Annotated in this window: 14 protein-coding genes; 7 read left to right on the top strand and 7 right to left on the bottom strand. The window is 68.7% G+C overall.

Annotated features, from left to right (window positions below):
• Nucleotides 1–141: 141 nt before the first annotated feature.
• Both NBG84_RS03325 and NBG84_RS03320 read left to right on the top strand, forming a co-directional pair.
• On the top strand, nucleotides 142–498 hold the full coding sequence (locus tag NBG84_RS03325) for a cupin domain-containing protein (protein WP_250917700.1): 357 nt from the start codon (nucleotides 142–144) through the stop codon (nucleotides 496–498).
• 804 nt (nucleotides 499–1,302) lie between these two features.
• Nucleotides 1,303–2,340: an ABC transporter substrate-binding protein gene (locus NBG84_RS03320; protein WP_250917699.1), complete on the top strand. Its 1,038-nt coding sequence runs from the start codon at nucleotides 1,303–1,305 to the stop codon at nucleotides 2,338–2,340.
• Nucleotides 2,341–2,495: 155 nt separating this feature from the next.
• Here the strand turns inward: NBG84_RS03320 and NBG84_RS03315 are convergent, their stop codons facing one another.
• The 3 genes from NBG84_RS03315 to NBG84_RS03305 all read right to left on the bottom strand — a co-directional run bounded on the left by NBG84_RS03315 (nucleotide 2,496) and on the right by NBG84_RS03305 (nucleotide 6,872).
• Nucleotides 2,496–4,286, bottom strand: a complete 1,791-nt coding sequence (locus tag NBG84_RS03315) for an ABC transporter ATP-binding protein (protein WP_250917698.1) — start codon at nucleotides 4,284–4,286, stop codon at nucleotides 2,496–2,498.
• Nucleotides 4,283–6,088: an ABC transporter transmembrane domain-containing protein gene (locus tag NBG84_RS03310; protein ID WP_250917697.1), complete on the bottom strand. Its 1,806-nt coding sequence runs from the start codon at nucleotides 6,086–6,088 to the stop codon at nucleotides 4,283–4,285. The genes NBG84_RS03315 and NBG84_RS03310 overlap by 4 nt, the downstream gene beginning before the upstream one ends.
• Nucleotides 6,089–6,452: 364 nt before the next feature.
• Nucleotides 6,453–6,872, bottom strand: a complete 420-nt coding sequence (locus NBG84_RS03305) for a serine hydrolase (protein WP_345780610.1) — start codon at nucleotides 6,870–6,872, stop codon at nucleotides 6,453–6,455.
• A gap of 279 nt (nucleotides 6,873–7,151) precedes the next feature.
• Between NBG84_RS03305 and NBG84_RS03300 the strand changes: the two genes are divergently transcribed.
• Nucleotides 7,152–8,033, top strand: a complete 882-nt coding sequence (locus NBG84_RS03300) for a siderophore-interacting protein (RefSeq protein WP_250917695.1) — start codon at nucleotides 7,152–7,154, stop codon at nucleotides 8,031–8,033.
• 140 nt (nucleotides 8,034–8,173) lie between these two features.
• Here the strand turns inward: NBG84_RS03300 and NBG84_RS03295 are convergent, their stop codons facing one another.
• The 4 genes from NBG84_RS03295 to NBG84_RS03280 all read right to left on the bottom strand — a co-directional run bounded on the left by NBG84_RS03295 (nucleotide 8,174) and on the right by NBG84_RS03280 (nucleotide 12,517).
• Entirely contained in the window at nucleotides 8,174–8,992 is an 819-nt protein-coding gene (locus tag NBG84_RS03295) for an IclR family transcriptional regulator (protein ID WP_250917694.1), read from the bottom strand.
• 135 nt (nucleotides 8,993–9,127) lie between these two features.
• Nucleotides 9,128–10,549 (bottom strand): MmgE/PrpD family protein, encoded by a 1,422-nt coding sequence (locus tag NBG84_RS03290; RefSeq protein ID WP_250917693.1) that lies wholly within the window; start codon nucleotides 10,547–10,549, stop codon nucleotides 9,128–9,130.
• Entirely contained in the window at nucleotides 10,542–11,315 is a 774-nt protein-coding gene (locus NBG84_RS03285) for a cyclase family protein (RefSeq protein ID WP_250917692.1), read from the bottom strand. The genes NBG84_RS03290 and NBG84_RS03285 overlap by 8 nt, the downstream gene beginning before the upstream one ends.
• 2 nt (nucleotides 11,316–11,317) lie before the next feature.
• The gene (locus tag NBG84_RS03280; protein ID WP_250917691.1) at nucleotides 11,318–12,517 is read right to left on the bottom strand and encodes a CaiB/BaiF CoA transferase family protein; all 1,200 of its coding nucleotides are present in this window, start codon (nucleotides 12,515–12,517) and stop codon (nucleotides 11,318–11,320) included.
• A 203-nt stretch (nucleotides 12,518–12,720) separates the two neighbouring features.
• Between NBG84_RS03280 and NBG84_RS03275 the strand changes: the two genes are divergently transcribed.
• The 4 genes from NBG84_RS03275 (at nucleotide 12,721) to NBG84_RS03260 (ending at nucleotide 17,588) form a co-directional block, all read left to right on the top strand.
• The gene (locus tag NBG84_RS03275; protein ID WP_250917690.1) at nucleotides 12,721–14,130 is read left to right on the top strand and encodes a dihydroorotase; all 1,410 of its coding nucleotides are present in this window, start codon (nucleotides 12,721–12,723) and stop codon (nucleotides 14,128–14,130) included.
• Nucleotides 14,131–14,210: 80 nt separating this feature from the next.
• Complete coding sequence (locus NBG84_RS03270) at nucleotides 14,211–15,083, top strand: HpcH/HpaI aldolase/citrate lyase family protein (RefSeq protein ID WP_250917689.1); 873 nt, start codon at nucleotides 14,211–14,213, stop codon at nucleotides 15,081–15,083.
• 562 nt (nucleotides 15,084–15,645) lie between these two features.
• Nucleotides 15,646–16,785 (top strand): FAD-dependent oxidoreductase, encoded by a 1,140-nt coding sequence (locus tag NBG84_RS03265; protein WP_250917688.1) that lies wholly within the window; start codon nucleotides 15,646–15,648, stop codon nucleotides 16,783–16,785.
• Complete coding sequence (locus tag NBG84_RS03260) at nucleotides 16,779–17,588, top strand: maleate cis-trans isomerase family protein (RefSeq protein WP_250917687.1); 810 nt, start codon at nucleotides 16,779–16,781, stop codon at nucleotides 17,586–17,588. The genes NBG84_RS03265 and NBG84_RS03260 overlap by 7 nt, the downstream gene beginning before the upstream one ends.
• The last annotated feature ends 4 nt before the right edge of the window (nucleotides 17,589–17,592 follow it).

The raw sequence follows: 17,592 nt of genomic DNA, 5'->3' as shown, positions 1-17,592 counted from the left end.
GTCCTGGCCGCGGGGGATGGCACAGGGGTGCATCCCGGACCTATCGCATGGTTATGAGATGGTCAGCCCAGTAGTGCGGCAACACCCCGAGAGCGCCGAAACCCGACGCAACCGTACGCAAGGAAAGGCACCGCCCCGGCCATGGACCAGAGCTTCTCCGTGCACATCCCCGACGCTTCGCTGGAACCCGACCCGCTTGATCCCGGGCAGATCGTCTCCGGTACCCCCGTGGTCTCCGGCAAGCTGCTGTGGGAGTCGGCGGACGGTAGGCAGCTGCGCGGCATCTGGCAGATCACTCCGGGCGTGGTGACGGACACCGAGGAGGACGAACTCTTCGTCGTCGTGAGTGGTCGCGCCACCATCGACATCGACGGCGGACCGACCCTCGATGTCGGACCGGGCGACCTGGGCGTACTGCGCCGCGGTGACCGTACGACATGGACCATCCACGAAACGCTCCGCAAGGCCTACGCGATCACCCTGCCGCACCAGAGCTGAGCTACGACCGGCGGTTCGCCCCCGCGCCGGACCCTGATTCCGCCCGGTCCGCCGCGTCTTCGATCCTTTTCGCTCCCCGGGATGGCTCGCCATGCCGGGGAGCGTTGGGTTGCGGCCCGTCGTCAGAGGCACCCCCGGGAGAGCGGTCGCCGGGCCGCCGGGTCGCCGGGAAGCACAGTGCGGCACCAGCACGAGTCGCCATCCTGCGCGCACAGCACAGCACAGCACAGCACAGCACCGATACGCGGTACTCGGCGGTCGCCCCCGGACGACGCCCCCGTACGCGTACGACACGAGCCGATCCGGGTGCCGCTGATCCCCGCCGACGGAACAGGCCGGCGAGGACTCGCCGTCGTCATCGCGGACGGTGGGTGGGCGGCTCCTGGGTGGGCGCCGCGCTGGCCCGAGCGGGAAGCCGGGTGCGGTGGGTGACCCACGCGCCGGAACGCCGTTGCCTCCCATGGGCTGATATCGGCCATCCATGGATCGTGATGTACGGAGGTCGCCAGTGGGCGGGCGTCAGCGGATCGGTGAGACGGGGAAGGCGCGTGAAGCACTCGGCTGTCGGAGCCTGCCGTTGACGCGCCGCGACCGGGCGCGGCCAGGACCTCGGCATCAGCGCCGAGGGGTCGGTGGGACCCGAAGGAGCGTCCGCGTCCTGGGGTCATCTCCGGTACGGGCTAAGGAAGTTGATGATTCATCAGTGATTGGGTCGTTTCGGCCACGGAAGTCAACGCTTAGGTTAGCCTTGCCTAAATGTTAACCAGGATTTCCGTGGGTTGGACACCGAGAGGAACGAACCACGTGCAACCACCCTCCCTGCCCCGTCACACCCTGGCCAGAGGCCTTCGGCGCGGACGCCGTACCCGCGTCCCGGGTCTCATGGCAACGGCCCTCGCGCTCACCCTCGCCCTCACCGCGTGCGGCGGCGATCCCTCCGAGGCTTCCGACTCCGAGGGCTCCACCGGCACCGGGGCCTTCCCGGTGTCCGTGGTTCACGCCAAGGGCAAGACCGTCGTCAAGACCAAGCCCAAGAGGGTCGTGGCCCTTGGTTACGCCGATGTCTCCGTGGCGCGGGCGCTGGACGCTCCGATCGTCGGCGCGTTGAAGTTCGCGGGGGGCGAGAACACGTGGAACTTCCCCGGTGTCACCCCACCTCTCGACAAGGAAACCGCTGTCTTCGAAGCGGTCACCCTCAACCTGGAGAAGATCGCCGCCCTACGGCCCGATCTCATCCTGATGACCTCGGCTCAGCTCCCCTACCAGGACGCCTATGACAAGTTGAGCGCGATCGCCCCCACCGTGGGATATCGCACCAAGCTCCTTCAGGACGATCCCGTCGAGCTCACCCGGCTCATCGGCTCGGCACTCGGCAAGTCGACCGAGGCGGAGGCGTTGATCGCCGCTTCTGAGAAGGCGATCGCCGACTTCGCGGTGAAGCACCCCTACCTCAAGGGGAAGAAGGCGCTCTTCGGACAGGGGCTCGGGGACGGAGCCCACATCATCGTCGCCCCCGACGCCAATGTGAACCACTTCTTCGGCAAGCTGGGCCTCTCCCTTCCCTCCGAGTTCACGACCCTGAAGAGATCGGGGCCGACCGGTGGTGCCTCTCTCAGTCTGGAAGAACTCGATCGGCTGGACGCGGCCGATATCGCCTTCCTCCTCTTCGTGGACCCCAAAGTGAAGGAGCACGCCCTGGTGAAGCGGCTTGAGCTCACCAGGACCGGACGGCTTACCGGGGTCGACGTCGGTGCCGCCTACGCACTGCATGAGACGAACCCGGCCAACACCGCCTATCTGCTGGGCGTGATAGAACCGACGGTGGCCAAGTTGGCCCCGTAGCAGGCGGGTCGGGAGCCGGCCGGGTCGCGGACGTAGCGGTTCTCGGCCCGGCGCGTCCCGTGACAGCGGCCCTCGGCGGTCGGCGCGCCGCTGTCAGTCCCACTCGGTAGGAACCATCGAGAGTCCCCGAGTGCGGTGGGGGAGTGGGATATCGCTCAGGTGGAAGGCGGTCGGTCGCCGTGCCAGGAGCGCCAGAGCGCGGCATAGGCGCCGTCGGCCGCCACGAGATCGTTGTGGGTGCCGAGTTCGGTGAGCCGGCCGTCTTCCATCACCGCTACCCGGTCCGCGTCATGGGCGGTCTGGAGGCGGTGGGCGATGGCGATGACGGTGCGGCCGTCGAGTACCGCGGCCAGCGCCCGCTCGGTGTGACGTGCGGTCCTCGGGTCCAGCAGGGCTGTCGCCTCGTCGAGTATCAGTGTGTGGGGATTGGCCAACACCACCCGCGCCAGGGCCAGTTGCTGAGCCTGGGCGCCATCGGGCCGGTGCCCCTGGTGGCCCAGTTCGGTGTCCAGGCCGTGCGGTAGCTCATCCGCCCACTCGGCGCCGACGGCGATGAGGGCCGCGCGCATCTCGACATCGCTTGCGGTGGCCGACGCGATCTGGAGATTGTCCCGGAGCGTCCCCAGGAACACATGGTGCTCCTGAGTGACCAGGACGACCTGTCGACGCAGTTGGTCGGGGTCGAGACCGGCGATCGGCACCCGTCCCACCGTCACCGACCCCGTACGCGGTGCGTCCATGCCCGCCAGCAGTCTGCCCAGGGTGGTCTTACCGGCGCCCGAAGGTCCCACGATCGCCAACTGTTCACCGGGTCTGACCGCCAGGTCGACGCCGTGCAGCACATCCTCCCCGCCGTCGTAGGCATAGCGGACACCGGTCACCTCGATCCGGTCGTCGGCCGGTGTCGGGGAGGCATCCGGCGGCATCGGTGACAGCAGTCCAAGGCCCTCCACCCGTGCGAAGGAGGCGCTGCTGCTCTGGAGCTTCTCGACCTGCTGCAGGATGGTGTCCAGCGGTTGGGAGAGCTGCCGTAGATACAGCGCGGCGGTGACCACCGTGCCGAGGCTGATCGCGTTGTGATCGTGTAGTACCCCGCCGACCAGCAGAACACCGACCACGGGAATGACATACGAGACGTCCACGGCAGGGAAGAGCACGCTCCGCAGGAACAGGGTGCGGGTTCGGGTACGCCGGCACTCCTCGATCGCGCGCTGACACGCCGCGACGCGGCGCTCCTGCAGACCGAGGGCCTCGACCGTACGGGCGCCCGCGGCGGTGGCCGCGAGCTGTTCCGCGAGAGCCGAGTTGGCTGTCCCCTCGGCGAGATAGGCGGGCAGCGCCCGGCGCAGGTACCAGCGGACGGCGAACCAGATACCGAGCAGGCCGAACACCCCGCAGGCGCCGAGCAGCGGGTCGAGCACAAAGACCGCGCCGAGGATGAACAGGGCCTGCACCGTGGCGATGAGGACTTCTGGGCCGGCGTCCCGAAGGGTGGTCCCGACCGCCGCGACATCGGTGGTGCCGCGCGCTGTGAGGTCACCGGTGCCGGCCCGCTCGACGACCGAGGACGGCAGTGTGAGGGCCCGGTCGGCGAACTGCTCGCGCACCCGTGCCAGTGTCCGCTCACCGAAGCGATGGCCCAACCGGCCCGCGTAGCGAGCCAGGAGGAGTTGGGCCAGTGCGAAGACCAGGATGGTGAGGGCGAGGCGGTCCACGGTGGCCACTTCGCCACCGGACCTGACCTCGTCGATGATGCGCCCGAGCAGCCACGGGCCGACGAGACCGGCGCCCGCGGCCAGCGCGTTGAGGGCGATCACCGCGGTGAAGGCACGGCCATCGAGGCGGATCAGCCGGAGTGCCGCTCGGCGGACCCGAACCGGATCGGCGATGGGGAGGGCTCTCCCTGTCGGTTCGCTCCCGGCCGCGGGTGGGGTACCGGTGGTCATCGAACGGCCTCCTCGGCATTGCCGTTGTGCTCATCGGCCGCGCCCACCGGTTCGGCACCGCTCATCGGTTCAACCGCGCCCACCGGTTCGGCCTCGTCGCCGTTGGCCAGGCCGCGTGAGACCAGGAGGCGGTAGCCCTCCTGGTCCTGGAGGAGCTCACGATGGCTGCCGACGGCCGCGGTGGACCCGTCGACCAGGTAGTAGACGGTGTCCGCCAGATCCAGCAGCAGGGGTGAGGTACTGGTGATGACGGTGGTGCGCCCGGAGCGTGCAGTGTGCAGCCGCGTCGCGATGGCCGCCTCGGTATGGGTGTCGACCGCCGAGGTGGGTTCGATGGCCAGCAGGATCTCGGGATCGGCCAGCAGCGCCCGGACCAGGCGGATGCGCTGCCGCTGGCCACCGGAGAGGTTGCGGCCCTGGGCGTCGACCGCCGAGTCGAGGCCGTCGGGCAGAGCGCGGACGATGTCCTGCGCCATGGCCGTGTGAACGGCGCGTTCGATGGCTTCCTCAGCCCGCTCCAGCCGGCCCGAGACAAGATCCCGTAGTGTGCCGGCGAAGAGGTCGGCCTCGTTCTCCGCGACCAGAACGCGATCACGGACCTGTGCCAGATCGATCTCGTCGAGACGGATCGCCCCCCAGGTCGCCGCTGACTGGGCGAACCGGCCCAGCCGGTCGACCACGGCGGCGGACTCCGCCGGACGGGCGCTGACCAGTACGGTCAGCTTCCCGGGCGCCACCTCGACACCGGAGGCGGGATCGTGGAGTGGGGATGGCGCATCGGGTGCGTCACAGGGCGCTTCCAGGCTGGTGGAATCGGGTTCCAGGGCGAGGAAGCGTATGACACGGCGGGCGGCGACCAGTCCTCGGCTGAGGTCATAGCCGCCTTGGATGAAGAACGCGACCGGCACGGCGAGTACCGCCGTGTATCCGTACACGGCGACCAACTCGCCGATGGTGATGGTCCCTTCCACCGCCATCCGGGCCGCGAGCCAGGTGACCGCGCCCAGGAACAGGGTGGGAAGCCCGACCCCCAGGGCCTGGACCCAGCTGGTGACCGCGCCTACCCGGTACCCCTCCTGTTGGAGTTGCCGGGAGCGGCGTCGATAGCGTTCGGCGAACACCGCCTTGCCACCGATGCCGTTGAGGACACGTAGACCGCCGACGATATCGCCGAAACGGGCCGCGAGTGCGCCCTGTTGCTCCCGGTAGTCGGCCTCGAAGCCCTGGAGCCGGCCCAGCAGCGGGCCGACCGACACCATCAGGAGCGGCACCCCGAGCAGTACCACCAGCGCGAGCAGCGGTGAGACGGTCAGCAGCAACACGGCGACCATGAGGTAGGCGAGGACCGCGCCGACACCGGGACCGGTGATCGTGAGCGTATTGGCGATCATGGCGGCATCGCCGAACCCGATGGTGACCATTTCCCCGGCCGTGGCCTGACGTGGCAGCGCCCCGCCCAGTCTGGTCGCCTGGATGACGATGACCTGAACCGAACGGAAGGCCGCGTCCAGTCGCACCCGAGTCATGGTGCGGTGCCGCATGATGGCCAGCCAGGCGTTCACCAGCCCAACGCCCAGCAACGTCATGGCCCACCCGACCAGCGCCGACCATCGGCCGGGCGCCAGCCCATCGTCGATGGCGCGGGACAGTAGGTACGGCGGCAGGGCCAGACCGATCATCCAGGCGCTGCCCAGCAGTGCGCCGACGGCGACTCGTCGACGCTGACTGACGATCAGCCACCAGAGATACCGCCCGGCACTGCGATGGTCCGGGGTGCCTGGGTTCATCCGCGCGACTGTCATCCTCTGCACCCTACTGATCAGAGGTGACCAAGGTCCGTCAGGATGCCCTGTCGGGGAGTGCCCATGGCGGGGACGGAGCCATGGTGCTCACCATGGATGACCTCGGAGGAATCGGGAGTGCCCCATCACCCGGGGCCGTCGATGCGATCTCTGCCCCGGTGCCGATAGACGCGAGGTCGATGGGCATGACCATCGACGTTGGCTGAATCGAGCCTGCGGGATCACCTGGTGATAGACAAGCGTCAAGCTGGCTGCCGGCGTTGGGACGTCAGGCGCGTTGGGAAAGCGTGTACCGCGAGTGACCGCACCTGGACGGGCGGGCCGTCGGCGGTGGTCATCCGGCCCGGCACGAACGGTCCGAGCCTCACCGCGGTGCCGAGTGTGTGTTCAGTTGGTGCGGCACAGGGCGTGGTCGATCAGGTCGCGCAGTGCGTCCTCCTGACGGGCCGCGGTCCCCGGGTCCGCGGAGCGGCTGTGCGGAGACGGTGATGGTGCGTCGACCGTCCGCGGTTGCCGCTGCCCGGATGGCGTATCCGAAGCCGCTTCCGCCATGCCCGAGGTAACCGCCCCCGCAGGACAGGGGGGTGAAGAACAGGCCCAGGCCGGCCCGTGTGCGTTGGGGGTGACCGCTGTCCTGCGGCACCGGGACCGTGGTCCGCATGGCAGCGAGTTCGGCGGGCTTCAGCAGCCGTCCACTTGCCAGTGCGGCGAAGAAGCGGTTGAGATCGCGGGCCGTGCCGACCATCGAGCCGTCGGCCCCGCTGTCGAAGGGACGGTAGGGGATCGTGGGGCTCCGGTCAGCTCCGGTTGGCCTTCCTGGCGGTACCGAGACCGGATCGGGCCGCCTCCAACGCGGAGGTCAGTTCGACGTTGTGTGCTCCGGCCCGCCCCGCACGACGTCACACCACCGCGGGTCGGCACCCGGAGGCCGGCGGTCCCTCGCGGTGCTCAGCCCGCCACCGCAGGGGCGGACGGTGACCTCACCAGCGCCCCTGAACGGCCCTCGATTGATGTATTAGGTTAGCCTATCCTTATTGTTTACTGAGCTCTTGGGGGTCGACTCATGGCCGAAACACTTCGCTACGCCGCGCTGCATGTCAGCCGTACCGAACGCATCACCCCGCTGATGCAGCGAGTGACCTTTGGCGGCGAGGACCTGGCCGACTTCCAGCACGTCAGTCCGGACCAGCACTCCAAGCTGTTCTTCTCCCGGTTGCCCGGCCGGGCTCCGGTGGTACCGCCGATGCCCGCGGATGGCGATGTGGGCCGTTGGTACCTTGACTACTTGGCCATGCCTGAGCTGGAGCGGCCGTGGATGCGCAGCTACACCATCCGTAGCCATGACCCGGTGCGTCAGGAGATCGACATCGACTTCGTCCTCCATGGCGAGGGCGACCACAGCGGGCCGGCCGCCCAGTGGGCGGCCCATGCCGAACCCGGCGATGTCGTCGGTATGTACGGCCCGCAGATCAGCCACTACCGCACCCCCGGGCCGCGGGACTGGACCCTGCTCGCCGGTGATGAGACCGCACTGCCCGCGATCGGCGCACTGCTCGAAGCGCTGGCACCCGGGGAGCGCGCGATTGCCTTCGTCGAGGTTGACGGGGCCGCCGAGGAGCAGGAGTTCACCACCGCTGGCGATGTCACCCTCCACTGGTTGCATCGCGAGGGCACACCCGCCGGTCATTCGCCGGTCCTCGTCGACGCGGTGCGGGCGGCCGGATTCCCGGATGGCGAGGTGTTCGCCTGGGTGGCGGGGGAGTCGTCGGCGGTCCGTGCGCTCAGGCGGCATCTGGTGAACGACCGGGGCATCGACAAGCGGGCCGTGGCCTTCACCGGCTACTGGCGGCTCAAGCTCACCCAGGACGACGCGCTCACCACCGATGACCTCGCCGACCGGGCCGAGGCACTGGCCGAAGCCGCGCCGGCCGTAGAGCAGAGCTGACGTACTTGCCCGGGGAAAGGCTCCCCCAGGCTTCAACCGCTACGACGGGTTCGACACCGGCCGCGCGCCTACCGCTCCCGGTCCCGCCCTGGCCGCTGGGCGACCATCCAGCGGCCAGTCCGCCTCCCGTACCGCGGTCGTCAGCGATCTCTGCCGGGAGCCGCCCCCATCTGCGCCGAGAGCCGGCCCGTCGCCTCCACCAGCACTTCCGCACAGCGCTTGGCCGCGCTGCGGAACCGCTCCCGGGGGCCGCAGATGCTGATCACACCGACCGGGCTGCCATGGTGGTCGAAGACGGGCGCCGCCACGGACGCCGATCCCGACTGCCGTTCCGCGATGGACTGCGCATAGCCCCGTCGGCGGATCATCGCGATGTCCTTGCGCAGCGCGGCCTCATCGGTGACGGTCGATTCGGTGAGGCTCGCCAGTTCCTCGCCCAGATAGTCATCGATCTCGCCGTCCGAGAGGAACGCCAGGAACGCCTTGGACGAGGCCCCCGCGTGCAGCGGATAGGGAAGGCCCAGCCGTACGGACATGATGACCTCGCGGTTGGGTGTCACCTGGTCGACGTAGACCCGGCTGCCCGAGGTGAGGATCGACAGCGTCGCCGTCTCGTCCGTCACCCGGGACAGCCGTACCAGCTCCGGCGCCGCCAGGGTGCGGACATCGATCCGGTCCAGATAGGCCAGGCCGAGCCGCATGGTGCTCAACCCCAGCGAGTAGCGGCGGGTCTCCTCGTCCACCTCGACCAGTCCCCGCACCCGCAGCGCGGCGAGAATGCGGTGCACGGTCGGCTTCGACAGTCCCAACCGGTCGGCGATCTCCGTGACACCGAGGGTGACTGACCCGGGTTCCGCGAAGAGCAGCAGCACATCCGCGGATCGTTCGACCGTGGCGGCTGTCTGGCTTCCGGATTCCGTCTTCCGGACCCTTGACGGTCCGGGGGCGTCAATCGGCATCGGCTTCCTTACCCATGGGGATCGTGGTGTGGGAGTGATCCCACCATGTACGGCGGGGGGAGTGCCGCCGACTTCATGGTTCCCGCGCCGGTCTCACCGTTCGCGGGTGCCCTCTGGTCGGCGACATCATCCCGATCATAGGAACAGTGCGCGCACATCCGGTGCCTGGGCCAGCCGCGCCGTCGCGTCCGCCAGGCGCGTTACGGCTGATTCCGGCAGGCTTCGGGCGGCGTTCAGCCGGAACTTGGTCAGCAGGTCCTCCCGGCTCAAGGGATGCCCTGGCCCACCGAGCGAGGAGTCCACTCGTTTCTCCAGGGTCGATCCGCCCTTGGTGCGGACCCGCACCACCGCGGCGAAGGCATGGGGGAAGATATCGCTGGCGCGCTCGTCCGCCGTGCATTCGACCTTCGCCGCGAGCTTCAACCGTCGCTCGTCGGTCAGTGTCTCCTCGGTGAAGTCATCGAGATAGACCCCGAGGCCCCCGCCGCCGAGCAGCGCGGTCGCCACCGTGAAGGGCCCGGAGAACTTGGCGTGGTAGGCGGTCTGGGGCCGGATCTTCTGTTCCCGAGGCTCGGCGACGGTGCGCAGGGTCGGCGCCGGCATTCCCAACTCGATCGACACCACATCGGCGGGATCGAGCCCGTCCGCACGGAGCGCCAGCGCGCAGTCGATCGCCGGGTGGGTGAAGTGGTTGGACGGATACGGTTTGTACACCGTCCGCAGGGTCTCCCATCGCTCACCGAGCCCGCCCAGCATGGCCTCCGTATCGCAGGTTCCGTCCAGCCAGGCCTGGAAGAAACCGAACCGGCCTTCGAGCACGGTCGGCGGTCCGGTGATTCCGGCGCGCGCCAGTGCCGCCGCCGCGACTCCGGCATGGGCGGCCCAGCCGCAGTGGACGCGTTTGACCGTGCCGCCGGTGCGATTGGCCTCCAGCAGACCCGATCCCATGCTGGCTGCCACGCCCATGGCGTCGGCGATCTGGCCCTCATCGAGCCCGTACAGCAGGGCGGCTGCCGCGGCGGCGCCCAAGGTGCCGCAGATCGAGGTGGCGTGCTGGCCCTTCTCGAAGAAGACGGAGTTGCGGATGTCGGGCAGATAGGAGGCCATGCCCAGGCGGTTGCATATCTCGATGCCCGCTGCCACCGCCGCCGCCAGCTGCTCGCCGCTCGCCCCGGTCTCCTCGGCGACCGCGAGGGCGGCCGGCACCACGGAGGCACTGGGGTGGAGGACGGATGGCAGATGGGTGTCGTCGAAGTCCAGGGTGTGGGCGAGGGTGCCGTTGACCAGTGCGGCCTGGGGGGCGGGCAGTCGGTCCGCCTCCCCGAAGAGGCTGGACTGCGGATGGCCTCCCCAGGCGCGTACGGTCGCCAGGACCGCTTCGGCGGGCCCGCCCTCGGCTCGTCCGGCCAGGCAGTTGCCGACCACATCGAGCACTCGGCCGGTGACATCGTCGGCGACCGGTTCGGGCAGTCCCTTGTCCCGGCACGCGGCGGCGAAGCGGGCCAGCTGCTGGACCGCCGTCGCCGAGGTCCGGCTGTTCGCCTGGGGTTCACTCACCGTCGATCACCGCCAGCGGGCGTACGGGCGCACCGGTCGCGCCGACGACATTCAGCGGGTTGAGGACCAGGGTGAAGTCGCGTACCCCGCTGTCCAGCAACTCATCGAGCTTCATGGTCTCCACGATGTTGATCCCGGATTCGACCAGCAGTACCCGGTGTACGGGCAGGGTGGCATGGCCCTTGCCTGGCGCCAGGTGCTCGAAGGCGATGGTTTCGCCGCCGACCGCGCGGGGCGCCCGCTGTGCCAGCCAGTGCCCGGCCGCCTCACCGGGGCCCGGCACCCCGCCCGAGTGACCGGTGAACGCCGGTCCGTCGTCCCAGAGCCTGGACCAGCCGGTACCGATCAGAAGGGCGTCGCCGGGTCGCGGGTCAAGGCCGGCGGCCGCCTTGTCGAGGTCGTCCGGGGTGATCTCATAGCCGGCCGGCAGGGTGGGTACGCCGTGGACCGCGGCCACATCGAGCAGTACACAACGCCCGACATAGGGTTCGAAGGCGTCGATGCCCAGTTCACTGAAGCCGTTGTGACTGGTGATGCCGTCCGGGCGCAGTCCGCCGTACACCAGTCCGTCCTGGGAGACATGGGCGATGGCATCCACATGGGTGCCCACATGGCCGCCGGTGATGATGATCTCGTTGGCGGCCGAGCCGCCGTCGGAGCGGACCATGTCACCGTGCCGGCGTTCCAGGATCATGCGGAACGGGGGGTGGTTGGGCGACTGGGGCATGCCCCGTCGCAGGGGCTGGGCGAGGTCTATCAGCCTCATCGTCAGATGACACCCTTCGCGTGGAGTCGGTCGATCTCTTCGGCCGCCAGACCGAGCCGGCTGCCGTAGACCTCCTGGTTGTGTGCGCCCTTGGCGGCACCCGTCGAGCGGATGGAGCCGGGCGTCCGGTCGAGCCGGAACAGCACGTTCTGCATCCTGAGCGGCCCGAGGTCGGGGTCTTCGACGGTGGTGATGGTGTCGAGGGCCTGGTACTGCGGGTCGGCGAACACATCGCGGATGTCGTAGACGAGCGCGATGGCGGCCTGGGCCTTCTCAAAGGCGCTGATCACGTCGTCGGCGTTGCGTTCCGCGATCCAGCCGCCGACATATCCATCGAGGAGATCGGCGTGCTTGGCCCGGCCCGAACCACCGGCGAACCATGGCTCGTCGATGACCTCGGGGTGTCCCACCAGGGTGAGGACCCGTTCGGCGATGTTCTGTGAGCTGGTGGAGACGGCCACCCAGCGGCCGTCCTTGGTGCGGTAGGTGTTGCGTGGGGCGTTGTTGACCGAGCGGTTGCCGGTGCGTTCCTGCACGATGCCGAGTTGGTCCCAGATCATGGGTTGGGGGCCGAGCAGGGTGACCAGGGGCTCGATGATGGCGAGGTCGATGACCTGTCCTGACCCACCGCTCCGCTCCCGGTGATGCAAGGCCATCATGATGGCGTTCACACAGGTCAGGGCCGCTATGCCATCGGCGAGACCGAAGGGCGGCAGGGTCGGTGGGCCATCCGGTTCACCGGTGGCGGCGGCGAACCCGCTCATGGACTCCGCCAGCGTGCCAAAGCCCGGTCGCCCCGAGTACGGCCCGAACTGGCCGAAGCCGGTGACCCGGGCGATCACCAGCCGGGGGTTGATCTCCCGCAGTACATCGGGGGCCAGGCCCCAGCGCTCCAGGGTTCCGGGCCGGAAGTTCTCGATGAGGACATCGGCCGTTGTGACCAGTGCCCGCACCAGTTCGGCGCCTTCGGCGGAGCCGAGATCGCAGGTGATGGCCTTCTTGTTGCGGCCGAGCATCTTCCACCACAGCCCATGGCCGTCCTTGGCGGGGCCATGGGTGCGCGAGGGGTCCCCCTTCACCGGATGCTCGACCTTGATGACCTCGGCGCCGTAGTCGCCCAGGATCGTCGCCGCGAGCGGCCCGGCAAAGAGGGTGGCGAGATCGAGTACGACGATCCCGTCCAGTGGTCCCGGCTCAGACATCTGTCCTCCCCACCTGTTCCACTTATCGGAATGCTGTTACGAATCTGCCTGCAGACTCTAGCCCTGAATGTAGAACGGCGTTACGATTTTTGGAACAGCCCGGGCGACTCTGACACCGCGAAGGAGGTGACGGTCGGTCAGAACTCATGACCGACCCGGCCCGTATGACTCGATACGACCTGCTTGTCAAAGGTGGAGTCCTCGTGCTCCCGTACCACGGCGAGGTCCGCGCGGACCTCGCCGTCTCCGAGGGGCGCATCGTCGCGATCGGCGACGACCTGCCCACCGCCGAAGCCGCCGAGGTGTTGGACGCGGCGGGCAAGGCGGTGCTCCCCGGAGCGGTGGACGCCCACTTCCACATCGGCATCTACCGGGACCTGGCGCTCGACGCCTACGAGGAGACCCGGTCCTCACTGGTCGGCGGGGTGACCTCGGTACTGTCCTACTTCCGTACCGGACAGCACTACCTCGACCGCACCGGCACCTACAAAGAGATCTTCCCCGAGGTGCTGAACGCGGTGGCCGGACAGTCGTTCACCGACTACGGCTTCCATCTCGCGCCCATGACCGTGGACCAGATCGGGGAGATACCCTCCCTCGTCGCCGACCACGGCATCACATCGTTCAAGTACTACATGTTCTACAAGGGCTTCGACCTCGCTGCGAACAGCAGGGACGCCAGGGCCTTCACCATGGGCGACGAGTATGACCTCGGGCATCTCTACCTGATCCTGGAGCAGCTGGCCAAGACCCAGCAGGACCATCCTGACCTGCGACTCTCCCTCTCCCTCCACTGCGAGCAGGCGGAGTTGATGCGGGTCTTCATCGAGCGCACCCAAAACAGCGGTCAGCCGCAGAACCTCAAGGCGTACTCCGACGGACGCCCCACCATCACCGAGCAGGTGGCCATCTCCGAGGCCACCACCCTCGCCGGACACACCGGCACCAATGTCAATCTGCTCCATCTCTCCAGCGCCGACGCACTCCGCTCGGCGATCACCGGCCGCCAACTGCACGGCAATGACGCCCGGTTCGAGGTGACCCTGCACCACCTCTGCCTCGACCACGAGACCCTGGACGCCCGTGGTGGGCTCGGTGGCAAGGTCAATCCGCCGATCCGTACGCCGCAGGACAGCGAGTTCCTGTGGCAGGGCATCAAGGACGGCCAGGTCAGCTGGGTGGCATCCGACCACGCCTGCTGTATGGAGGAGCACAAGGGCGATGAGTTGTGGCCGGCGCGCCCCGGCTTCGGCGGCACCGCCCTCCTCTATCCCGTACTGATCAGCGAGGGCCACCACCGCCGCGGTATCCCGCTGACCCGGATCGCCGAGCTGGCTTCCGCCAACCCGGCCAAGGCCTACAACCTCTGGGGCCGCAAGGGCAGCCTCGGAGTGGGTTTCGACGCCGACTTCACCGTGGTCGACCTGGACCTGGAGCGGGAGGTCAGCACCGATCTCCTGCTCTCCGGCCAGGACCACTGCCCCTTTGACGGGGTCAGTGTCCGTGGCTGGCCGGTGGCCACCGTCGTCGGTGGCCGGGTCGCCTACCGGCTCGGCAAGGACGGCCCCGAGGTCATCGGTGAGCCCTCGGGGGCCTATCTGCGCCGCGACTAGAACGCGCCGGTGGCGGCCGCGCGCGATCCGGCCGCCACCGGCTGCACCCCACGACCTCGGCAGCCTGCGAAGGGAGTCCCATGAGGTCAGCCCTCTATGTCCCGGGCAATGCCCCGGACAAGCTCGCCAAGGCGCTCGACCTGGGCGCTGATGAACTCATCGTCGATCTGGAAGACGCGGTACCACCGGACGGAAAGGACGCCGCCAGGCGAACCGTCGCCGAGTGGTTGTGCTCAGTGCGAGCACGTGCGTCGCCTCGCGTCTGGGTCCGTATCAACCCCGGTGAGACGGGTCTCGCCGATATCGCGGCGGTGGCATCCGGCGCGGTCGCGGGATTCTGCGCCGCCAAGACGGAGAGCGTGGGCCGGCTGGTCCAGCTCGACGGCGCCCTGCGGATCCCCGAGAAGGAACTCGGCCTGGCACCCGGCTCCTTCGGGCTCGTACCGCTGCTGGAGTCAGCCGCGGCGGTGCTCGCCGCACCGCTGCTGGCACGCGGACCACGCGTTGTGCGTCTGCAACTCGGCGAGGCCGATCTCCGGGCCGATACGGGGATCGAACCGGGTCCTGATGAGCGTGAACTGCAGTACGCGCGCTCCCAGGTCGTCATGGCCTCGGCCGCGGCCGGGATCGGGCCGCCGATGGGCCCGGTCAGTACCGACTTCCGCGATCTCGATCGACTCAGGGAGTCCACACTGGCGCTACGGCGACTGGGCTTTCGGGGGCGGGCCTGTATCCATCCCGCTCAGCTCGGTGTGGTCCATGAGGTCTTCACCCCGTCCAGCGAGGAGTTGGCATGGGCGCGCGATCTCATCGACCGGTACGAGGAGGCCAGGGCGACGGGTGCGGGGGTCTGTCTGGACGCTCGGGGACGGCTGGTCGACGCGGCCGTCGTACGCTCGGCCCAACGCGTCCTGGGCCGGCTGGGGGTGCCCGTACCGGCCGATGCCTCCTAACACTGTCCAGGGCTAGTCCCCGTTGGGGCCTGGCTGTCTCCGTACCCGTAAGGCCCACCAGGGCCTGTTGCGGGACGGCCGCCCGGTCGCCGGTCAAGCGGTACCGCGATGGTCCTGAGCTGCGGTAACGGCTTAGGGGAGTGGCCCGGCCGCCCCTTCACCCACCTGGCGCCGACCCATGCCCCGGGCGGTTCACCGAGACGCGTCCGCAGGGGCCGAACTCCCCCCGGGACGATGACGGCTGGGATCCTCCATGGATCACCCCTGCCGTTCCCCGAGCACCGGGGCGTCCCGACACGGCGAGCTCAAGGCGACCCGTCCACCCCGGGGTGTTGCCGTGGTGATCCCCTTCGTTCAGTGTGATCGGATCCGGCCACCGAGCCTGTCGATCACGGCGAAAGACCGACGGTCCTTGCTCCCTCATGGGTCGTAGCGCAGGTCAAAGCGGTCTTCGGGCGCTGAAACGCCCGTGCCATGAGTTTTCCTAGCCAATCAACTGCCCCAAAGGTATTGACGCCTTGTCGGCAAAGTTGTTTTATCCCCTAACAACCGGGAGGCAGTCGTGCCACATGTCCTTGTTGCCGGGGCGGGCCCCGTAGGCCTGACCACCGCCGTCCTGCTCACCGAAGCAGGTCACACCGTGGAGGTGTTCGAAGCCGGAGAAGAGGTCAGCACCCAACCCCGTGCCTCGACCTTCCACCCACCCACCCTCGACCTACTCGACCGCATAGGCATCGCCAAACCACTCATCGAACAGGGCCTCAAGGCCCCCGTCTACCAGCACCGGGACCGTGAACGCGGCCTGGTGGCCAACTTCGACCACAAGCACCTCGCCGAAGACACCGGCTTCCCCTTCCGGCTCCAGGCCGAGCAGCACAAGCTGTGCGAGCTGCTCCTTGAGCGACTGGGGGAGAGGGTCCGCTTCCGGCACCAGGTGGTCGGGGTCTCCCAGGACGAGCACCGAGTCGTCGTCAACGTCGAAGGCCCGGACGGGCCGCTGGTCGCCCAGGGCGACTATCTGATCGACGGAAGTGGAGCCTCTGGAGTCGTCCGCCAGGCGCTGGACATCGCCTTCGAGGGATTCACCTACGAGGACCGCTATCTGGTTCTTCTGACGCCCTTCCCCTTCGAAGACCACCTGGAGGGTCTGGAGAAGGTCAACTACATCTCCGACCCCGATCAGTACGTGGTGTTGCTGCGCGCGCCTGATGCCTGGCGGGTCCTCTTCCCCGTCAAGGAGGAGATCCGCGATCCCGAGGTCTGGGAGCAGATGCTCCAGGGCGTCGTCCCGAGCCCCGTCCCGTACGAGGTCGTGCACCACCAGCTCTACTTCATCCACCAGCGCGTCGCCGAACGGTTCAAGGAGGGTCGAGTTCTGTTGATCGGAGACGCGGCCCATGTGAACAGCCCCATCGGGGGCATGGGGATGAACAACGGCATCCACGACGCGTTCTCCCTGGTCGAGGCGTTGCCCCATGGCCTGGACGCCTGGGCGGAGCAGCGCCGGCGGATCGCCCTTGACTACGTCAAGATCATCACCGATCGCAATGCCCGGGCACTCGGCGAGAAGGACCCGGCGCAGCGCCTCGCGGCACAGCGGGAGATGGCGGCCACGGCGGCCGATCCGGCCCGTGCCCGTGCGTGGCTGCTCGACTCCTCCATGCTGAACGCGGTCCGCAAACAGGGGCTGCTGCCGTGCTGAGCACCGGCGAGCAGCTCCCGCCCGCCGATGCGCTGACGGGTCCGCGCTCCGGCGTCCTCCCGTTGCGCATCGATGAGCAGCGCTCCCGGCTCGCGGTGCTCATCCCCTCGACCAATACGGTCGTGGAGGCGGAGTACATGGCGATGGCCCCCCGGGGTGTCACCCTCCACTCCGGTCGGATGCTGGTCCCGGCCCCCTCGGTGGCCAGCGACGATGACACCACCCGCCTGCTGGGTGACGTCCGCGAAGGGGTCCCCGCCGCGCTGCGTTCGGTCATGACCTGCCAGCCCGACCAGGTGCTGTTGGGGATGTCCGCACCGACGTTCTACGGTGGCGTCGCGGGCGCCGAGGCCTATGAGGCGGACATCGCCGCACAGGCCGGTGTCCCCGCCATCGCCGGCTCCACGGCCTGCACCCTGGCGCTGCGAGCCCTGGGCGCCCGCCGGATCTGCGTACTGAGTCCCTACCGGCCCATCAACGACCGCGAGGTCCGCGCCTACTTCACCGACGCGGGGTTCGAGATCGCCGGATACCACACCCTGCTCTGCACCTCGGCGAACCAGATCGCCGAGGTCGGTGAGGAGGCCATCGTGCCCGCGGTGGCCCGACTGGCCCAGGCCAAGCCGGACGCCATTGTGCAGGTCGGCACCAATCTCTGGTTCGCCGCGCTGGCGGTGGAGTTGGAGCGACGGCTGGACATCCCGGTCGTGGCGATCAACACCGCCACCCTCTGGGCGGGCCTACGGGCCACCGGGATCACCGATCGAGTCGAGGGCGCCGGCCGTCTGCTGGCGGAACACTGAAGGG

The organism is Streptomyces albipurpureus (assembly GCF_023701525.1).
GTDB classification, from domain to species: domain Bacteria; phylum Actinomycetota; class Actinomycetes; order Streptomycetales; family Streptomycetaceae; genus Streptomyces; species Streptomyces albipurpureus.
This window is presented reverse-complemented; position numbering and strand designations above follow the sequence as displayed.

Coding starts and splice junctions, on each gene's coding strand:
- NBG84_RS03310 (WP_250917697.1), bottom strand. CDS start 6,088: ATGACAGTCGCGCGGATGAACCCAGGCACCCCGGACCATCGCAGTGCC.
- NBG84_RS03295 (WP_250917694.1), bottom strand. CDS start 8,992: ATGCCGATTGACGCCCCCGGACCGTCAAGGGTCCGGAAGACGGAATCC.
- NBG84_RS03280 (WP_250917691.1), bottom strand. CDS start 12,517: ATGTCTGAGCCGGGACCACTGGACGGGATCGTCGTACTCGATCTCGCC.
- NBG84_RS03285 (WP_250917692.1), bottom strand. CDS start 11,315: ATGAGGCTGATAGACCTCGCCCAGCCCCTGCGACGGGGCATGCCCCAG.
- NBG84_RS03325 (WP_250917700.1), top strand. CDS start 142: ATGGACCAGAGCTTCTCCGTGCACATCCCCGACGCTTCGCTGGAACCC.
- NBG84_RS03300 (WP_250917695.1), top strand. CDS start 7,152: ATGGCCGAAACACTTCGCTACGCCGCGCTGCATGTCAGCCGTACCGAA.
- NBG84_RS03270 (WP_250917689.1), top strand. CDS start 14,211: ATGAGGTCAGCCCTCTATGTCCCGGGCAATGCCCCGGACAAGCTCGCC.
- NBG84_RS03315 (WP_250917698.1), bottom strand. CDS start 4,286: ATGACCACCGGTACCCCACCCGCGGCCGGGAGCGAACCGACAGGGAGA.